Source organism: Kitasatospora sp. NPDC086009, from assembly GCF_044540385.1.
Classification (GTDB): domain Bacteria; phylum Actinomycetota; class Actinomycetes; order Streptomycetales; family Streptomycetaceae; genus Kitasatospora.
Window position 1 is genome coordinate 121303 of record NZ_JBITSA010000001.1, and the last position, 17998, is coordinate 139300.

The window sequence follows — 17998 nt, forward strand, 5'->3', positions numbered from 1 at the left end:
CCCGCAGCGGGCGCGCTACGGCAGGCGGGCGCGTACCCGGCAGGCGCGCGCCCCGCGGAACACCTCCGCCCGAGGGGTCAGCTCGCGGCCCGCAGGTTCGCCTCGACCCAGGCCACCACGTCCCGGGTCGGCGTCCCCGGGGTGAAGATGTCCGCGACGCCCATCGCCTTGAGCTCGACGATGTCCTCTTCCGGGATGATGCCGCCGCAGAAGACCTTGATGTCCTCCGCCTCGCGCTCCCGCAGCAGCTCCAGCACCCGCGCGCAGAGCGTCATGTGCGCCCCGGAGAGGACCGACAGCCCGATGCCGTCCGCGTCCTCCTGGATCGCGGTGTCGACGATCTGCTCGGGCGTCTGGTGCAGGCCGGTGTAGATGACCTCCATACCGGCATCACGCAGGGCACGCGCGATGACCTTGGCGCCGCGGTCGTGACCGTCGAGCCCGGGCTTGGCGACCACCACACGGATCGGGCCTGACACACCCATCACTGCCTCCTGGACTTCGTCGTCCACCACCCACCGGACCTCGTCGGGCACGGGCGCGGTTAACCAGCAATAACAACCTGAGGGGAGGTTAGCGTCACCCGGGCGGACTGACCGTGCCGCCCCTCAAGAGGAGGGCAAAATCACAGGCCCACCCCTTGCTACCGACGGGTATACACCGACGGCTCCGTCCGCAGGCCGCCAACTCCCCTCTTGACATACGGACTTTTGTCCGGATCCCGGCGTTACGGCTACAGTCTCGGCTGTTTTCCCCTCGCCTTTCCGTCCGTCCCTCCCCTCGCCCTTCCCCTCGCCCGACGATGTGCCCGAGGTCCACCGAGGAGGCAGCCCCCGATGGCTCCCGACGCAGCCGCCCGCCCGACCCGTGCGGAGCTGCGGGTGGCCGCCCGCGAGCAGTCGCGCGCCCAGCGCCGCGGCGCCGCCAAGGCCGCCACCCGGACCGCCCTGCTGCGCGTCGCGCTGCCGTCGATGGCCGCCCTCGGAGTGGCCGGGGCAGCCGCCGCGACCGTCCAGGGCGAGGCCGACCAGCAGCGTGCGCAGGCGGCCGGCCGGGCCCCCGAGCAGGCCGCCGAGGCCCCGGACACCGCGCCCGCCAGGGCCGCCGCCCAGCAGGTCCTCGCCGCGGGCGAGGCCGACCAGGCATCCCGCGGCGACGCCCGCGCTCCGCTCTCCGGCACCCAGCCCGCCGGCCCGGCGGGCGGGACGGCGCTCGCCGCTCCGGCCCCGACGCCGGAGCCCGAGCTCCCGAAGGTCATCCTCCCGGTCGCCCAGCGCGGGCTCGGCGAGATGTTCGGCGCGTCCGGCACGCACTGGGCGGCCCGCCACACCGGCATCGACTTCCCCGTCGACGGCGGCACCCAGGTCATGGCGGTCACGGACGGCGTCATCCGCACGCAGTGGAACCCGTCGTACGGCTACATGTCGATACTGAAGATGGCCGACGGCACCGAGGCCTGGTACTGCCATCTGCGGTCGTACAAGATCCGCAAGGGGACCGTGAAGGCGGGCGACGTCATCGCCTTCGTCGGCAGCAGCGGCAACAGCACCGGCCCGCACCTGCACTTCGAGATCCGCCCGGCCGGCGGCGGCGCCCCCGTCGACCCGCTGCCGTGGTTCCTCGCCCAGGGCGTCGACCCCCGCTGACCGCGCCCCGCCGGGCCGCACCCGCCCCGGCCCCGCCCCGCCGGGCCGGTCGCGCGCACCCCGGCCCGGCGCGGACCCGGGTGGAACCCCGGGCCCGCGCCGCCGGGCCCTACAGCTTCTCCACCGGCGCGTACCGCAGCAGCAGCTGCTTGCGCCCCTCCGTCCCGAAGTCCACCGTGGCCTGCGCCTTGTCGCCGACACCGGCGGTGGCCACCACGGTGCCCAGGCCGAAGGTGTCGTGGGTGACGCGGTCCCCCACCGCCAGGGCCACGACCTCGCGCTCGACCGCCGTACCGGCCCGCCGGGCCGACTGCCCCCAGCCCGCCTTCGGTGAGGCGGCCGCCGCCGCACCGCGCGACGCGCCCCGGGAGGAGCCGCCCGAACCGGCGGACTTCCCGCCCCAGGACGACCCCGAGGAGTACCCGCGCGAGGCCGGCACCGACGCCGCGCCCGTCCGCTTCCACTCCACCAGCGTGTCCGGGATCTCCTCCAGGAACCGCGAGGCCGGGTTGTACGAGGGCTGCCCCCAGGCACTGCGCAGCACCGAACGCGTCAGGTAGAGCCGCTCCCGCGCCCGGGTGAGGCCGACGTACGCGAGCCGGCGCTCCTCCTCCAGCTCCTTGACCTGGTTGAGCGCCCGCATGTGCGGGAAGATGCCGTCCTCCATGCCGGTCAGGAAGACCACCGGGAACTCCAGCCCCTTGGCGGTGTGCAGGGTCATCATCGTAATGACGCCCCGGCCCTCCTCGTCCTCGTCCGGGATCTGGTCCGAGTCCGCGACGAGCGCGACCCGCTCCAGGAAGTCGGCCAGCGAGCCGACCGGCGGCGCGTCGTCCTCCCCCGCGTCGGGCCGCTCGCCCGGGTCCTGCTCGTACTCCAGGGCGACGGAGGCCAGCTCCTGGAGGTTCTCCACCCGCGTCTCGTCCTGCGGGTCCGTGGAGGACTGCAGCTCGGCGAGGTAGCCCGTCTCCTCCAGCACCGCCTCCAGCACCGCGGCGGGCCCGGCACCCGACTCGACGACCTGTCGCAACCCGGCCATCAGGGCGTTGAACTTCTTCACCGCGTTCGCCGAGCGGGCGGCCATGCCGTACGCCTCGTCGACCCGCTGGAGCGCCTGCGCGAAGGAGATCCGCTCGCGCCCGGCGAGCGCGTCGATCATCGCCTCGGCCCGCTCGCCGATGCCGCGCTTGGGCACGTTGAGGATCCGGCGCAGCGGCACGGTGTCCTCCGGGTTGGAGAGCACCCGCAGGTACGCCAGGACGTCCCGAACCTCCTTGCGCTCGTAGAAGCGCACCCCGCCGACCACCTTGTACGGCAGGCCGACCCGGATGAACACCTCCTCGAACACCCGGGACTGGGCGTTGGTCCGGTAGAAGATCGCGACGTCGCCGGGCTTGGCCTCGCCCCGGTCGGTCAGCCGGTCGATCTCGTCGGCGATGAACTGGGCTTCGCCGTGCTCGTCGTCCGCGACGTAGCCGACGACCTTCTCGCCGTGGTCGCCGGCCGTCCAGAGCTTCTTCTCGCGGCGGCTGGTGTTCCGCTCGATGACGGCGTTGGCGGCGCTCAGGATGGTCTGCGTGGAGCGGTAGTTCTGCTCCAGCAGGATCGTGGTCGCGTTCGGGTAGTCCTCCTCGAACTGGAGGATGTTGCGGATCGTCGCACCGCGGAAGGCGTAGATCGACTGGTCCGCGTCACCCACCACGCACAGCTCGGCCGGCGGCACCTCGGCCAGCCGTCCGGCGGCCGGGTCCACGTAGTCGCCGTCCACGGTGCGCTTCGGCGCGGCCGCGGCGGAGCCCCCGCTGAGCTCCCGGACCAGCATGTACTGGGCGTGGTTGGTGTCCTGGTACTCGTCGACCAGGATGTGCCGGAACCGCCGCCGGTAGTGCTCCGCGACGTCGGGGAAGGCCTGGAGCAGGTTCACCGTCGTCATGATGATGTCGTCGAAGTCGAGCGCGTTGGCCTCGCGCAGCCGCCGCTGGTAGAGGAAGTAGGCCTCGGCCAGCTTCTTCTCCATCGGGTTGGCCGCCTGGTCGGCGTACGTCTCCTCGTCGATCAGCTCGTTCTTGAGGTTGCTGACCTTGGCCGTGAAGGACTTCGGCGGGAACTGCTTCGGGTCCAGGTCGAGGTCCCGGCAGACCAGGGACATCAGCCGCTGCGAGTCGGCCGAGTCGTAGATCGAGAACGAGGACGTGAAGCCGAGGAGCTTGCTCTCCCGGCGCAGGATCCGCACGCAGGCGCTGTGGAAGGTGGACACCCACATCGCCCGGGCCCGCGGCCCGACCAGCTGCTCGACGCGCTCGCGCATCTCGCCGGCCGCCTTGTTGGTGAAGGTGATCGCCAGGATCTCGCCCGGCTGCACCCCGCGGGCGCCCAGCAGGTGGGCGATCCGGTGGGTCAGCACGCGCGTCTTGCCGGAGCCGGCGCCGGCCACGATGAGCAGCGGCGAGCCCGCGTGCAGGACCGCCTCGCGCTGCGGGTCGTTCATCCCCTCCAGCAGCTGGGCCGGGTCCACCACCGGGCGGGCGGCGCCGTTGCGGTAGAAGGCGTCCCGCTCGGCCTGGGCCGCGTGGTCGGTCTGGAACAGCCCCTCGGGGATCGCCTCCTCGTACGCGTCGTACGGGACGTCGTCCTCGAACGGCGGCGGCTCCTGCGTCGTCGGGGCGGCGGCGGGCTGCTGCTTCGACCCGGCGGCGGGGGCCTCGAAACCGGGGAGCGGGAGGTCGTCAAAGAGGCTACTCATGGCACTCCGAGTCTATGGCCCCGCACTGACAAGCCCGCCCGGCCCGGAGGAATCCGGGCCGGGCGGGCGGCCTCGCGAGGGCCGTCGGCCCTGGCGCGAGCGGCGTCGCGAGGGCCGTCAGACCAGGCGGCGGGCGGTGGCCCACCGGGTCAGCTCGTGCCGGTTGCTCAGCTGGAGCTTGCGCAGCACGGCCGAGACGTGGCTCTCCACCGTCTTCACCGAGATGAACAGCTGCTTCGCGATCTCCTTGTACGCGTAGCCGCGCGCGATCAGCCGCAGCACCTCGCGCTCGCGCTGGGTCAGCCGGTCGAGGTCCTCGTCCACCGGCGGGGTGTCCGTGGCGGCGAAGGCGTCCAGCACGAAGCCGGCCAGCCGCGGCGAGAACACCGCGTCGCCGTCGGCGATCCGGAAGACGGCGTTGACCAGGTCCGTGCCGGTGATCGTCTTGGTGACGTAGCCGCGGGCACCGCCGCGGATCACGCCGATGACGTCCTCGGCGGCGTCCGAGACGGACAGCGCCAGGAACTTCACCTGCTCGCCCATCAGCCCGGCCGAGCGGCGCAGCACCTCGACCCCGCCGCCGCCCGGCAGGTGGACGTCGAGCAGCACCACGTCGGGCCTGGTCTCGGCGACCACGCGGACCGCCGACTCCACGTCGTCGGCCTCGCCGACCACGTCGATGCCGGTGACCTCGGTGCGCCCGATCTCGGCCCGCACCCCCGTCCGGAACATCCGGTGGTCGTCGACCAGTACGACCCGCGCGACCCTCCCCCCGCCCTCGGCCGGGGTCCCTCCCGTCGGCGCTGCGTCAGTCATTCGTTCTCTCCATCTCCAGCTCGACCTCGGTGCCGCCGTCCGGCGCGGGCCGCACCCGTGCGGTGCCGCCGTTGCGCTTCATCCGGCCGATGATCGACTCGCGGACACCCATCCGGTCCTCGGGCACCGTGTCGGGGTCGAAGCCGGGGCCGTGGTCGCGTACGAACACCGACACCGTCTCTCCCTCCACCTCGGCGTAGACCTGGACCGGTCCCCCGCCACCGTACTTGGCCGCGTTGACCGTCGCCTCCCTCGCGGCCTGCATCTGCGCGGCGATCCGCTCGTCCATCGGGCAGTCGCCGACCACGACCAGCTCGACCGGGACGCCGTGCCGGTCCTCGACCTCGGCGACCACCGCGCGCAGGCTCTCCGCCATGGTGTCCGGCGCGTCCTCGGCGACCGCCTCCGGGCGGTAGAGCCAGAGCCGCAGCTCGCGCTCCTGGGCCCGGGCGAGCCGCAGCACCTCCTTCGGGTCCTCGGCCCGGCGCTGGATCAGGGTCAGGGTGTGCAGCACCGAGTCGTGGACGTGGGCCGCGATCTCGGCGCGCTCCTGCGCGCGGATGCGGGCGGTCCGCTCGGCGCCGAGGTCCTGCCACATCCGCAGCGCGTACGGGCCCACCAGCACCAGGACGCCGGCCAGCACCGCCAGCGAGGCCTCCACCACCGAGCCGAGCGTGGAGCCGCTGCCCTGCATGGCGAGGAAGGCGATGGTGCCGGCCACCACCAGCAGCACACCGCCGCCGACCCGGGTGTAGGCCCCGCGCCGCTTCTCGCCCTCCTCCAGGCCGAACCAGCGCTGCCAGCGGGAGTCGTCGGCCTGCCGCCAGACCAGCGCGACACCGACGCCGATCGCCAGCAGCGGCCAGGTGTACGGCCGGGCGGTCTGCACGCCGAGCGCGTTCAGCAGGGCGATCAGCCCGATCACCACCATGACCAGCGCGGCGAGCTGCCCCAGACCGCCCTGGCGCCGCCCGGCCCGCCCCGGGGCGGGCTCCCCGCCCGGCTCGGCCACCGCCGTGGCGGGCTCGCCCTGCAGCGCGTGCTGCAGCAGTTCGCGCAGCCGGCCGATCCAGCCGCGCCGACCCTTGCTCAGCTCCGCCCCCGACGCCCCGGAGGCCTGCCAGGAGCCGGCCGGCACGAAGGCGCCGTTGACGTAGACCCAGTGCGCGCCGCCGCGCTGCGCGGGCTCGCCGATGCCGATCGGCACCACGAACCAGAACGCCGCGTACAGCAGTGCGCCGATCCCCTGCGCGAAGAAGAGCAGCACGAAGGCGACCCGGACCCAGGCGACCGGCAGCCCGAGGTGCACCGCGAGCCCGTGCGCGACGCCGCCGAGCATCCGGCCCTGGGGGCTCCGGTAGAGCCGCCGGTACGGCGGGCGCTCGCTGCCGGGCACGGCCGGGTCGGCGACGGCCGCCGACGCGGGGTCGGGGACGAGGGGGCGGGGATCGGTACCGGGTGCTGCCACGGCACCGATGGTTCCACGCACGCGGGCCCGGGCGCATCAGGGTGGAGCCCCCATCCCTCTCAGGGACAAGTCAGGGTACGGACAGGGCTCGCACCGGTTGGGCGGCGCCGCCGGAGCCACCAGGATGGTGGGCATGACCGAGGACCACCGCATCCAGGAGACCGGGACGAGCGCCCCGCCGGCACCCGACCGCCCGCCGCTGAACCGCACCGAGCACCACCGCGTGGTGGCCGGGGTCTGCGGCGGCCTGGGCCGGCACCTGGACATCGACCCGGTGGTCTTCCGGGTGGTGACGGTCGTGCTCTGCCTCTCCGGCGGCCTCGGGCTCTTCCTGTACGGGCTGGCCTGGCTGATCATCCCGACCGAGCCGGTCCCGGACGGCCGGGGCGGCAGCAAGGGCGGCCGCACCGAGCTCCAGCGGGTGCTCACCGGCCGGGTGGACGGCCAGTCGATCGGCGCGGTGCTGCTGACCGTGATCGGCACCGGCGTCTTCTTCGCCTCGATGGGCGACGGGGACACCATGTTCCCGCTGCTGCTGCTCGGGGCCCTGGTCTTCCTGGCGGTCCGCTACGACCCGGAGCGGCGCCACGGCCGGCCGCGCGGGCGCCGGCGCGGCCGGGACCGGCGGCACGGCCCGTACGACCGGTGGTTCCCGGAGGCCGAGCCGGCCGCCGACCACTCCTGGCCGCGCACCGACGAGGGCGAGCGGGCCCGCGAGCGGCACGCCCGGGAGCGGGCATCCGGCACGGTGCCGGCCGACACCCCGCACGCGGGCCCGAGCGGCTACCTGTGGGACCCCCGCCACCCCGAACGCAACCCGTACGGCGCAACCGCCACGCCTCCTCCCGGCGGCCCCGCGCAGCCCTGGTGGCAGCGCCCCGACCTGCCCGAGGGCGACCCGCTGCGCAAGGGCGGTCCGGCCGCCCCGGCGCCGCCGCGGCCGGTGGTGGTGCACCGCCGGCACGAGCGCTCGCCGCTCGGCCTGATCGGGCTGCTCCTGGCGGTCGGCGCGGCCAGCGCGGTCTGGTCGGCCTCCGCCCACGGCGGCGCCGAGGTGGTGACCGGCACGGTACTGGCCACCGCGCTGCTGGTGGTCGGGCTGACCCTGCTGGTGGGCGCCAAGTTCGGCCGGGCCCGCCGGCTGGTCGTCCCGGGCCTGCTGCTCACCCTGGCGCTGGCGTTCACCCACGGCTCGTCGTTCTCGGTCCGGAACGCCGTCGGCGACCGCGACTGGACGGTCGCCTCGGCGGGTGACCTGGACGACCGGTACACGCTCGGACTCGGCAACGGCCGGCTGGACCTCAGCGGGCTGGACCCGGCCGGTGCCACCCTGCACAGCACCGTCGACCTCGGCGCGGGGCAGCTCACCGTGGTGGTGCCGCCGGACGTGACGGTGAGCCTGGACACCAAGGTCGGGCTGGGCAACGTCAAGGTGCCCGGGTCGGACGAGGTCAGCGGCAACAGCTCCCGCGGCTTCCAACTGCACCCGGTGAACGGTCAGGCATCCAAGGGCACGCTCGTCCTCTCGCTGAGGGTCGGGCTCGGCGACATCAAGGTGGTCCAGTCGTGAGGAAGCACCAGCTCGACCTGTTCTCGCTGATCGCGGGAGGCCTGTTCACCGTGATCGCGGTGCTCTACCTGGTGGCGGCGATCAACGACGTCTCCGTGAACGGCCGGATCGTCATCCCGGTGACCTTCATCGTGCTCGGCGTCGGCGGGCTGGCCGGGGCGGTCGCGGCGGCGGTGCGGCGCGGCCGTCCGGAGCCGCGGGACCAGGACGCGCCCTGACGGGCGCGCCCCGGCGGGGGCCGCGCAGCTCAGCTCTGCAGCGGCCCGAGGTTCAGCTTGTCGCCGTCCTTGGTGACCCCGTACCGGGGCAGCGGCTTGGTGGCCGGGCCGTTGACCACCGCGCCGGTGGCCGCGTCGAACCGGGAGCCGTGGCACGGGCAGTAGAACTGGCCGTTCTTCGGCGCGTCGACCGCGCAGCCGGAGTGCGTGCAGATCGAGGAGAGCCCGCAGTACTGGCCGGCCTTGGGCTGGACGATGTAGACCGCGTCACCGGTGGCCGGGTCCTTGACCTGGGCCGAGCCGCCGACCGGGACGCTCGCGGCGTCCACCGAGACGGGCGGTCCGGCGGGCGCCGGCGCGGCCGAGGGGCCGACGGCCTTCTTGTCCCGGCCGAAGGTGGCGGTCAGCGAGCCGGTGAGCAGCCCGGCGCCGCCGATCGCGACGGCCGCGATCCCACCGTCCATCAGGGCCCGCCGCCGGACGTGCTGCTCGCGCAGCCCGCGCTCGCGGTCCCGGGCGGCCCGCCGGGCCAGGTAGCCGTCCAGCGAGAGGTACGGGGTGCCGGCCAGCACCAGCGGGGTCCAGGCCATCAGGTAGGCCAGGTCGTTGCCGAGGTAGTACGGCGAGACGTTCCAGCTGACGGTCAGCCAGAGGCTCAGGTTGATCAGCGCGCCGCCGAGCGCCGCGACCCGGCCCCAGAGGCCGAGCAGGGTGCCGAGGCCGACCGCCAGCTCGCCGAAGGCGACGGCGAGCGCGAACAGGGTCGGCGCGTCGAGCGCGGCTCCGAGCAGGAACGAGATCGGGCTGGAGCCCTTGGCCGCCTGGGTCTGCGAGACGAACGACGCCGGGTCGCCCGCGCCGGCCAGGTAGTGCGAGTCGGCGAGCTTGTCCAGCGCCGCGTAGACGAAGGTGACGCCCAGGAAGATCCGCAGCGGCAGCAGCGCGTACCGGGAGGCGGCCGCCTTGCGCTGGGCCAGTCGCCCGGCCCTGCCGCCGCCCGCCGCCACCGCGCCGGTCACCGTGGAGTCGCCCGCCGCCGTGGAGCTGCTGGTCGCCACGGAGCTGCTGGCCTCCGACATCCCTCACACCTTCCTTCACGGCCCGCCATCACCTGACAGGTCCGGTCCGCATTCTGCACGCTCGTGAGCGCTTTCGGTGGGAGATCCCACCCGGCGGGCGCCCGGTGCCCCGGTCCGCCACCGCGAACGGCCGCGCCGTCGCTCCCTTGTGTACGGGAACGACGGCGCGGCCGTTCAATGCCGGTTCAGGGCCGGCGGGGAGTGCCTACTCCCACTCGATGGTGCCCGGCGGCTTGCTGGTGCAGTCCAGCACCACGCGGTTCACATCGGCGACCTCGTTGGTGATCCGGGTGGAGATCTTCGCCAGCACGTCGTACGGCAGGCGCGACCAGTCCGCCGTCATGGCGTCCTCGGAGGAGACCGGGCGCAGCACGATCGGGTGGCCGTACGTCCGGCCGTCGCCCTGGACGCCGACGCTGCGGACGTCCGCGAGCAGCACCACCGGGCACTGCCAGATCTCGCGGTCCAGGCCGGCCGCGGTCAGCTCCTCGCGGGCGATCGCGTCGGCCTCGCGGAGCAGGTCCAGGCGCTCCTTGGTGACCTCGCCGACGATCCGGATGCCCAGGCCGGGGCCCGGGAACGGCTGGCGCTGAACGATCTCCTCCGGCAGGCCGAGCTCCTGGCCGACCATCCGGACCTCGTCCTTGAAGAGCTTGCGCAGCGGCTCGACCAGCTGGAACTGCAGGTCCTCGGGCAGGCCGCCGACGTTGTGGTGGGACTTGATGTTGGCGGTGCCGGTACCGCCGCCGGACTCCACCACGTCCGGGTACAGGGTGCCCTGGACCAGGAAGTCCACGGACTCGCCGTGCTCGCCGGCCTCGGCCACGATCTCGGCCTGGGCCTGCTCGAAGACCCGGATGAACTCCCGGCCGATGATCTTGCGCTTCTCCTCCGGGTCGCTGACGCCCTTCAGCGCGTTCAGGAAGCGCTCCTGCGCGTCGACGACCTTCAGCTGCACACCGGTGGCCGCGACGAAGTCCTTCTCGACCTGCTCGGTCTCGCCCTTGCGCATCAGGCCGTGGTCGACGTAGACGCAGGTCAGCTTGGTGCCGATGGCCTTGTTGACCAGGGCGGCCGCGACCGCGGAGTCCACGCCGCCGGAGAGGCCGCAGATGGCGCGCTTGTCGCCGACCTGGGCGCGGATCAGCGCGACCTGCTCGTCGACCACGTTGCCGGTGGTCCAGGTCGGCGCGATGCCGGCGCCGCGGTAGAGGAAGTGCTCCAGGATCTGCTGGCCGTGGTCGGAGTGCAGCACCTCGGGGTGGTACTGCACGCCGTAGAGGCGGGCCTCGTCGTTCTCGAAGGCCGCGACCGGGACCACCCCGGTGGAGGCGGTGACGGTGAAGCCCTCGGGCGCGGCGGAGCAGGCGTCGCCGTGCGACATCCACACCGAGTGCTGCGCCGGGACGCCCTCGAACAGGGTCGAGCCGGTGCGGGAGACCGTCAGCGGGGTGCGGCCGTACTCACGCGCACCGCTGTTGTCGACGGTGCCGCCGAGCGTCTTGGCCATCAGCTGGAAGCCGTAGCACATGCCGAAGACCGGCACCCCGGCCTCGAAGATCGCGCGGTCGAGCTGCGGCGCGCCCTGCTCGTAGACCGACGAGGGACCGCCGGAGAGGATGATCGCCTTCGGGTTCCTGGCGAGCATCTCCGCGACCGGCATGCTGCTCGGCACGATCTCGCTGTAGACCCGGGCCTCACGCACCCGACGGGCGATGAGCTGGGCGTACTGGGCACCGAAGTCGACGACCAGGACGGTGTCGGTCTCAGGCGCGGACTGGTCGGGAATAGCAGAGGACACGGACGGCCTTCCGGCAGCGGTATCTAGAGGTGTCGCGGAGCACGCCCCCGGAGGGACGGCGGCGGCGACGGGCGGGGGTCTGGACACGAGTCTACCGGGCTGGCCGGTTTCACTCGTCTGCACGTCCAGGAGACCGTGACCGGCCGGGCGGCCGCTTCGTTGCATCTGACGAACGCACGACCGCGCCGCGCCCGCCAGGTGCGCCGCCTCCGCCCCGGCAGGGGCGCCGCCGTGCGGACTAGCAGGACCACGCGTGGAGCTCATCCCAGTCCACCGGCGCGCGTGGCGCAGCCGCTGTCCCGGCCCTGCCGGGAGCGCTGCGCCGTGGGACCGCGCGCGGGTGCAGCGGCCGGCCAGCAGGGGACAGCGACCCCGGCCGTGACTGGACACCCAAGGAGGTGGGGCGGCCGGCCCCGGGGACGCCCGGGTACCGGCCGCCGCACCCCGGCGCGCCTCGGGCGCGCACCGTTCACCGTCCCCGCGCCACCGTGCGCTTCCCTGTGCGCTGCAGCACCACCACTACGCACGGTGATCATCGACAGCGCCCGCCTCGTGCCCTCCGGCGGACCGCCGAGCCGGTCCGAACGGCCGCCGCGCCCCGGCCGGGACGAAAATGGACTGTGCCGAATCATGCCGAATCGGTTGCAGAGCAAGCCCTTCGTCCAGCACGATGCTGCTTGGAAGAGGTTCTCCCGGCAGCCGAAGGCCCCCCGCGGAGTGCCGTCCCGATGCCTCCGAGACCCGCGATGGCAACGATTATCACCTCACGCTCCGTGAGCGAGCGTCCGGTGCAGGCATGCGCGCCGGCCCGCCCCGCCGCGTGCGTACCCGCCCTGCGCGACCGGCCCACCTCATGCCGGTGCCGCGCCGGCACCACCCAGAAGCCATTCGACGCGACGGCGCTCCTCCCCCGGCGCCGTCACCCCCAGCACCGGCGCAGCCCTGACGCCGAGTGCTGAGCGACAAAGGGCCCCGTTCCCCCGCGGGGCCCTTTGCCCTGTTCGGGGGCGGTGCGCCCGGTTCCGCACCCCGCGCACCGCTCCGGCCGCGCCGCCGCTGCCGACCACGCCACCGTTGCCCGCCCGCGAGCGCGTTCCGGCGGCGGTCGGCCGAGCCGCACGGATGCGTGAGGGGCGCGCGGCTGCTGGCCACGCGCCCCCTCGACCGCTACTGCTGCTTGCGCCAGACGCTCGGGTCGACCGGCTCGTCCTCGCCCGGCGACCGCGCGGGCGGCACCCCGCCGGACGGCGTCGCCGGCGGCTCCTCGTGCGAGCCGATCACCTCGCTCACCCCCGGCCGCAGATCGGCTTCCGGCGCGATCACCGCCTCCTGCGGCGCGCGGGCCGGAGCGGGCGCCCCCTGGTACGGCGCGTCCTGCGGCGCCGCGCCGGGCACCGCCTGGGCCCGGCCGCCGCCCGTGGCCGCCAGCAGGGGCGGCACCGCCAGCGCGCCGACCGCCGCCCAGATCACATTGACCGCCAGCACGGTGGCGAAGGCCAGCCCCACCGCGTACTCGGCGCCGAACTCCCGCTGCCGCCCGGAGTACGTCGTGGTGGAACTCGTCGAGACCACCGCGCCGGCGATCGCCATCAGCAGGCTGAGCCCCGCCGCGTACACCACCGCCAGCCGGAGCCGGTCGGCCGCGTCCAGCCGCCGCCGGTACGCCGTCCACCCGAGGAAGGCCACCGCGGCCAGCGCGAGCAGGCCGGTCCACCGCCAGTCGGCGCTCTCCCCGTGCAGGTCGAAGAAGGAGAACTCGCCGTTGTCACGCGGGCCGGACTCCCCGTCCGGGTCCGCGGTGGAGGGGCTCCCGCCGCTGCCCACCTCCAGCGTCGCCGCCGACCCCAGGCCGAGCAGCAGCAGACCGACGTTCGGCAGCACGGCCAGCGAGGCGCCGGCCTCGCCGCCCTCGCCCTGGACCGCGATCAGCACGAAGCCGACCAGCGAGGCGAGGCCGATCGTCATCGTCAGCGCCCGGCCCGCCGCCAGCGCTGCCACCGCCCAGCCGCGTACCGCCCGGTTGCGCCAGGCCGCCCAGCGCAGCGCGTCCGTCCCGTGGACGGCGAACGCCACCAGCCCGGCCAGCAGCGCCGTCCAGCCGACCGCCTGGAGCCAGCCGGAGTCGGCCGAGTACGTCACCCCGCCCAACGAGCCGGCGTAGTCGTCCACGTCGAACCGGCCGTCGGAGGTCCCCGGGTGCCAGTCGGCGCCGGCGACCAGGCCGATCAGCAGGATCACCACCGCCGCGGCCACCGCGGTCCGCAGCGCCTCGGCGGCCGCCTGCCGGCTGGTCCACTGCTCACCGGTACCGGCCTGGCGACGGCGCGCGGCGGTCCGCAGACCGATCCAGAGCGCGAGCAGCCAGAGCGCGGTGACCGTCATCGGCACCGCCCGGACGAGCGCCTCGCCGCCACCGTCCCCGTACCGGCCCCCGCCGGTGAAGCCCAACTCGAACGGCGCGCCGAGGGCGGCCAGCGCGAGGGCCAGCGCACCACCGAAGCGCTCGCCGAAGGACGGCGCCCGGAACAGGTAGAAGAAGGTGTAGTCGTCCGGGACCGCCGCGATCAGCGCCGCCAGGAACAGCACCGCGGTCGGCGCGATCATCACCTTGAACGCCGGCCGCCAGTCCGCGCCGGTCAGCCCCCGCAGGACGGCCGGGCGCGCGGCGGCCGGGTCGTAGGGCCGGCCGGTGCCCCAACTGCCAACCGCCGGCGGCGCGAAGGCGGGCGGGGCCGGTGGTGCGGCGGGCGGCGGAGGCGTGAACCCGGCGGGCGGTGCCGCGGGCGGGGCGGGCGGCGGCGGGGGCGGCGGCATCAGCGGCCGCCCGCACGAGGCACAGCCGAGCGCCCCCTCCCCCGAAGCCGCGCCGCACGATGCGCAGATGGCCATGGACCCCGAACCCCCCGTGAACGGTTGCTCCCTGGTCCCCCCAGGGAGCCCGTTTATCCCATCGTGCCCGGACGGCTGTCAACCGGCACCGGCCACGGCTGCCAATCGGACCGGCGGAGCGTCAGGAGGCTTCCGGGTCGCGCTTCTTGGGCACCACCGGAACGGCGAGCAGCGGCAGTCGCAGCGCACCGAAGGCCTCGGCCGGCACGGCCGGACGCACCGGCGCCACCGCCGCGACCCGCCGGTAGGCCTCGCCCGGAGCCGGGCGGCCGTCCGCCTCGCCCTTGTTGGGCCACATCGACATGGCCCGCTCGGCCTGCGCGGTGATCGTCAGCGAGGGGTTCACCCCGAGGTTGGCGGAGACCGCGGAACCGTCCACCACGCTGATCCCGGGGTGGCCGTGGAGCCGGTGGTACGGGTCGACCACGCCGGTCTCGGCGGAGTCGCCGATCGGGCAGCCGCCGAGGAAGTGGGCGGTCATCGGGATGTCGAAGATCTCGCCGACGGTGCTGCCCGCGAACCCGTTGATCTCGGCGGCCAGCGCCTGGGCGCCCTGCTCGGCCGCCGGGATCCAGCTCGGGTTGGGCGCGCCGTGGCCCTGGGTGGAGGTCAGCTGGCCCTTGCCGAGGCCCTTGGTCTTCAGCGAGACGGTGATCGAGTTGTCCAGCGACTGCATCACCAGGCCGATGATGGTCTTCTCCGACCAGCGGTGCTGGTTCATCGACCGCGCGAAGGTCACCGGGTGGCGGGCCGCCGTGCCCAGGTAGCGCAGCCAGCGGGGGCCCTTCCCGCCGCCCTTGACCTGCATGACGGACAGCGCGCCCATCGCGTTGGAGCCCTTGCCGTAGCGCACCGGCTCGATGTGGGTGTTCGCGTCCGGGTGGATCGAGGAGGTGATCGCGACGCCCTTGGTGAAGTCCGCCCGGCTGCCGTAGCGCCGGTCGGTCGTCTGCGCGCCGACCAGCGCCTCGGAGTTCGTCCGGGTCAGCTCGCCGAGCCGGGCGGAGAGCCGCGGCAGGTGGCCGCCGTCGCGCATCCGGTGCAGCAGCGACTGGGTGCCGTAGGTGCCGGCCGCGACCACCACCCGGGCGGCGGTGATCGTCCGCGCGCCCGCCTTGACCCGGTCGGTCGTGGAGCGGGCGTCGGTCCGGCGGACGTCCACCGCGAAGCCCTCGCCGTGCTCGCGGATCCGGGCCACCGTGGTGAGCGGGTGGATCTCGGCGCCACCGCGCTCGGCCAGGTACAGGTAGTTCTCGGTGAGCATGTTCTTGGCCCCGTGCCGGCACCCGGTCATGCACTCGCCGCACTCCACGCAGGCCCGCCGGGCCGGGCCGGCCCCGCCGAAGTACGGATCGGCCACCTCCTCGCCGGGCGCCGCCCCGACCGCGCCGTCGGAGTCCTTCCCGTCGCCGAAGAAGACCCCGACCGGCGCCAGGTGGAAGGTGTCCCCGACGCCCATCTTCTCGGCGGCCGCCTTCAGATGGACGTCGGACGGGGTGACGGTCGGGTTGAGCCGGACCCCGAGCATCCGCTGCGCCTGGTCGTAGAACGGCGCCAACTCCTCCTGCCAGTCCGTGATGTGGCGCCACTGGCGGTCCTCGAAGAACGCCTTCGGCGGCACGTACAGGGTGTTCGCGTAGTTCAGCGAGCCGCCGCCGACCCCGGCGCCCGCCAGGATCATCACATTGGCCAGCAGGTGGATCCGCTGGATGCCGTACAGGCCGAGCCTGGGCGCCCACAGGTACTTGGCGAGGTCCCAGGAGTTCCGGGGCAGTTCGTCGCGCTCGAAGCGCCGCCCGGCCTCCAGGACGGCGACCCGGTAGCCCTTCTCGGTCAGCCGCAGCGCGGAGACCGAACCACCGAAGCCCGAGCCGATCACGACCACGTCGTAGTCGAAGTCCGCCTCGTCGCGGGACGCCACCATGTGCCACTGCTCCTTCGGGATACGAACGGACTTCGGGGCCGGGCGCCCGGGCCGGGCGGCTCCGCCGGTCGGTCCGGCCCTCGGGCCGGACCGGAGGGGACTACTTGAACCGCAGCGCCTTCAGGACCCGCAGCCCGCCGGTGAACACCGCGGCGAACTGCCGGTCGTCCAGGCCGAAGGCGGGCGCGAGCGGCATCACCCGCTGGCTGGCGATGGTCTGCGCCTCGGTGAACCGCAGGATGCCCTCGGCACCGTGCCGCCGGCCGAGCCCGGACTCGCCCATCCCGCCCATCGGCGAGCCGACCGAGCCGTACGCCGCCGCGTAGCCCTCGTTGACGTTGACCGTGCCGGTACGCAGCCGCGCCGCGATCGCCCGGCCGCGCCGGCCGTCCTTCGTCCAGACGCTGGAGTTGAGCCCGTACGGCGTGGAGTTGGCGATGGCCACCGCCTCGTCCTCGGTGTCGAAGCGGTACACCGAGACCACCGGGCCGAAGGTCTCCTCGGAGCAGACCGCCATCTCCGGGGTGACCCCGTCCAGGATGGTCGGCTCGTGGAAGAACGGGCCGAGGTCCGGCCGGGCGCGGCCGCCGGCCACCACCGTGGCACCGGCCTTGACCGCCTCCTCCACGTGCCGGGTGGTGGCGTCCAGCTGTCGCACCGAGACCAACGACCCCATGTCCGCGCCGTAGGCGAGGCCGCCGCCCAGCCGCAGCGCACGGGTGCGCGCGGCGAACTTCGCCAGGAACGCGTCGGCCACCGAGCGGTGCACCAGCAGCCGCTCGATCGAGATGCAGAGCTGGCCGGCGGAGGAGAAGCAGGCCCGGACGGCGCCCTCGGCGGCCCGGTCGAGGTCGGCGTCGGCGAGCACCAGCATGGCGTTCTTGCCGCCGAGTTCGAGCGAGGCGCCGACCAGCCGGGCGGCGGCGCGCTGGGCGACCTCGCGGCCGGTACGGGTGGAGCCGGTGAACGAGACGTAGTCGGCGTGCTCGACGACGGCCGGCCCGACCACCGGGCCGTCACCGATCACGATCTGCCAGAGGTCGGCCGGCAGCCCGGCCTCGATCAGCAGCTCGCGGGCCCAGAGCGCGGTCAGCGCGGTCTGCGTGTCCGGCTTGTTGACCACCGCGTTGCCCGCCACGAAGGCGGGCAGCGCGTCGCCGATGGACAGCTCCAGCGGGTAGTTCCAGGGCGAGATGTGCCCGATCACGCCCTTGGCGCGGCGGGCCTCGACCGCCCGGGTGAGCACCGGCAGCGCCCCGCCGTGCCGCTTGTCGCGCAGGTACCCGTGCGCGGCGCGCCCGTAGTGCCGGGCCGCCATGGCGACGGCCAGCACCTCCTCGAAGGCGTGCAGCCGGGCCTTGCCGGTCTCCGCCTGGATGAGGTCCAGGACCTCGTCCTGGCGCTTGAGCAGCAGGTCGTGGAAGCGCAGCAGGACGGCGGCGCGGCGGCGGACCGGCAGCGCGGCCCAGACCGGCTGGGCGCGCCGGGCCAGCTCGTAGGCGACCTCGACGTCGGCCGGGGTCGAGCGCGGCAGGGCGGCCAGCGGCTCACCGGTCAGCGGGGCGACGGTCTCCACCAGGTCCGGCTCGCCCGCCGCGGTGACCCCGGCGGCGAGGCGGGTGACCAGGGAGGGCGGAACGGCCGCGGCGACGGTACGGCCGCCGCCGGGGGCGGCGGGGTTGCGGGCCGCGGCGCCGGCGCCGGGCTGCTCGGAGACCGTGGCATCTGCTGTGAGGTCCGTCATGGGGCGCAGCCTAGGCGCTCGGCGGCCGGTTCGGTACCCGTCGGTAACAAGAATGTCGGCGCGCCGAGGTGCGGCCGGGAGCCCGCCGACCCGGTGGGGC

General features: G+C 74.3%; 12 protein-coding genes. 3 read left to right on the forward strand and 9 right to left on the reverse strand.

Features of this window, described 5'->3' with window-relative positions; translation table 11 throughout:
- Nucleotides 1-77: 77 nt before the first annotated feature.
- On the reverse strand, nt 78-485 hold the full coding sequence (locus ACIF6L_RS00545) for a cobalamin B12-binding domain-containing protein (protein WP_329492132.1): 408 nt from the start codon (nt 483-485) through the stop codon (nt 78-80).
- 351 nt (nt 486-836) lie between these two features.
- Between ACIF6L_RS00545 and ACIF6L_RS00550 the strand changes: the two genes are divergently transcribed.
- Entirely contained in the window at nt 837-1646 is an 810-nt protein-coding gene (locus ACIF6L_RS00550) for a peptidoglycan DD-metalloendopeptidase family protein (RefSeq protein ID WP_396485591.1), read from the forward strand.
- Nucleotides 1647-1755: 109 nt separating this feature from the next.
- Here the strand turns inward: ACIF6L_RS00550 and pcrA are convergent, their stop codons facing one another.
- From pcrA to ACIF6L_RS00565, 3 genes are all read right to left on the reverse strand, one after another.
- Entirely contained in the window at nt 1756-4389 is a 2634-nt protein-coding gene (pcrA, locus tag ACIF6L_RS00555) for a DNA helicase PcrA (protein ID WP_359803528.1), read from the reverse strand.
- Nucleotides 4390-4506: 117 nt separating this feature from the next.
- Complete coding sequence (locus ACIF6L_RS00560; protein WP_329488057.1) at nt 4507-5205, reverse strand: response regulator transcription factor; 699 nt, start codon at nt 5203-5205, stop codon at nt 4507-4509.
- On the reverse strand, nt 5198-6544 hold the full coding sequence (locus tag ACIF6L_RS00565) for a PspC domain-containing protein (protein WP_329492133.1): 1347 nt from the start codon (nt 6542-6544) through the stop codon (nt 5198-5200). Before ACIF6L_RS00565 ends, ACIF6L_RS00560 begins: the two co-directional genes overlap by 8 nt.
- 262 nt (nt 6545-6806) lie before the next feature.
- Between ACIF6L_RS00565 and ACIF6L_RS00570 the strand changes: the two genes are divergently transcribed.
- Both ACIF6L_RS00570 and ACIF6L_RS00575 read left to right on the forward strand, forming a co-directional pair.
- Complete coding sequence (locus ACIF6L_RS00570; protein ID WP_396485594.1) at nt 6807-8243, forward strand: PspC domain-containing protein; 1437 nt, start codon at nt 6807-6809, stop codon at nt 8241-8243.
- Nucleotides 8240-8461: a hypothetical protein gene (locus ACIF6L_RS00575; protein WP_329488061.1), complete on the forward strand. Its 222-nt coding sequence runs from the start codon at nt 8240-8242 to the stop codon at nt 8459-8461. The genes ACIF6L_RS00570 and ACIF6L_RS00575 overlap by 4 nt, the downstream gene beginning before the upstream one ends.
- A 29-nt stretch (nt 8462-8490) precedes the next feature.
- Here ACIF6L_RS00575 and ACIF6L_RS00580 read toward each other — a convergent pair whose 3' ends face one another.
- From ACIF6L_RS00580 to ACIF6L_RS00600, 5 genes are all read right to left on the reverse strand, one after another.
- Nucleotides 8491-9540: a Rieske 2Fe-2S domain-containing protein gene (locus ACIF6L_RS00580; protein ID WP_329488063.1), complete on the reverse strand. Its 1050-nt coding sequence runs from the start codon at nt 9538-9540 to the stop codon at nt 8491-8493.
- Nucleotides 9541-9745: 205 nt separating this feature from the next.
- Nucleotides 9746-11341, reverse strand: coding sequence for a glutamine-hydrolyzing GMP synthase (gene guaA / locus ACIF6L_RS00585; RefSeq protein ID WP_359835091.1), 1596 nt, complete (start codon nt 11339-11341; stop codon nt 9746-9748).
- Between the two features lie 1167 nt (nt 11342-12508).
- Entirely contained in the window at nt 12509-14155 is a 1647-nt protein-coding gene (locus ACIF6L_RS00590; RefSeq protein ID WP_396485597.1) for a hypothetical protein, read from the reverse strand.
- Nucleotides 14156-14351: 196 nt separating this feature from the next.
- Nucleotides 14352-16154, reverse strand: a complete 1803-nt coding sequence (locus tag ACIF6L_RS00595) for a GMC oxidoreductase (protein ID WP_396485599.1) — start codon at nt 16152-16154, stop codon at nt 14352-14354.
- Nucleotides 16155-16254: 100 nt separating this feature from the next.
- On the reverse strand, nt 16255-17898 hold the full coding sequence (locus tag ACIF6L_RS00600; protein WP_396485601.1) for a succinic semialdehyde dehydrogenase: 1644 nt from the start codon (nt 17896-17898) through the stop codon (nt 16255-16257).
- Nucleotides 17899-17998 lie beyond the last annotated feature (100 nt).

Bases quoted from the DNA above. Each gene is read 5' to 3' on its own strand.
- ACIF6L_RS00545 (WP_329492132.1), bottom strand. From the start codon at position 485: ATGGGTGTGTCAGGCCCGATCCGTGTGGTGGTCGCCAAGCCCGGGCTC.
- ACIF6L_RS00550 (WP_396485591.1), top strand. From the start codon at position 837: ATGGCTCCCGACGCAGCCGCCCGCCCGACCCGTGCGGAGCTGCGGGTG.
- pcrA (WP_359803528.1), bottom strand. From the start codon at position 4,389: ATGAGTAGCCTCTTTGACGACCTCCCGCTCCCCGGTTTCGAGGCCCCC.
- ACIF6L_RS00560 (WP_329488057.1), bottom strand. From the start codon at position 5,205: ATGACTGACGCAGCGCCGACGGGAGGGACCCCGGCCGAGGGCGGGGGG.
- ACIF6L_RS00565 (WP_329492133.1), bottom strand. From the start codon at position 6,544: ATGCTCGGCGGCGTCGCGCACGGGCTCGCGGTGCACCTCGGGCTGCCG.
- ACIF6L_RS00570 (WP_396485594.1), top strand. From the start codon at position 6,807: ATGACCGAGGACCACCGCATCCAGGAGACCGGGACGAGCGCCCCGCCG.
- ACIF6L_RS00580 (WP_329488063.1), bottom strand. From the start codon at position 9,540: ATGTCGGAGGCCAGCAGCTCCGTGGCGACCAGCAGCTCCACGGCGGCG.
- ACIF6L_RS00590 (WP_396485597.1), bottom strand. From the start codon at position 14,155: ATGCCGCCGCCCCCGCCGCCGCCCGCCCCGCCCGCGGCACCGCCCGCC.
- ACIF6L_RS00595 (WP_396485599.1), bottom strand. From the start codon at position 16,154: ATGGTGGCGTCCCGCGACGAGGCGGACTTCGACTACGACGTGGTCGTG.
- ACIF6L_RS00600 (WP_396485601.1), bottom strand. From the start codon at position 17,898: ATGACGGACCTCACAGCAGATGCCACGGTCTCCGAGCAGCCCGGCGCC.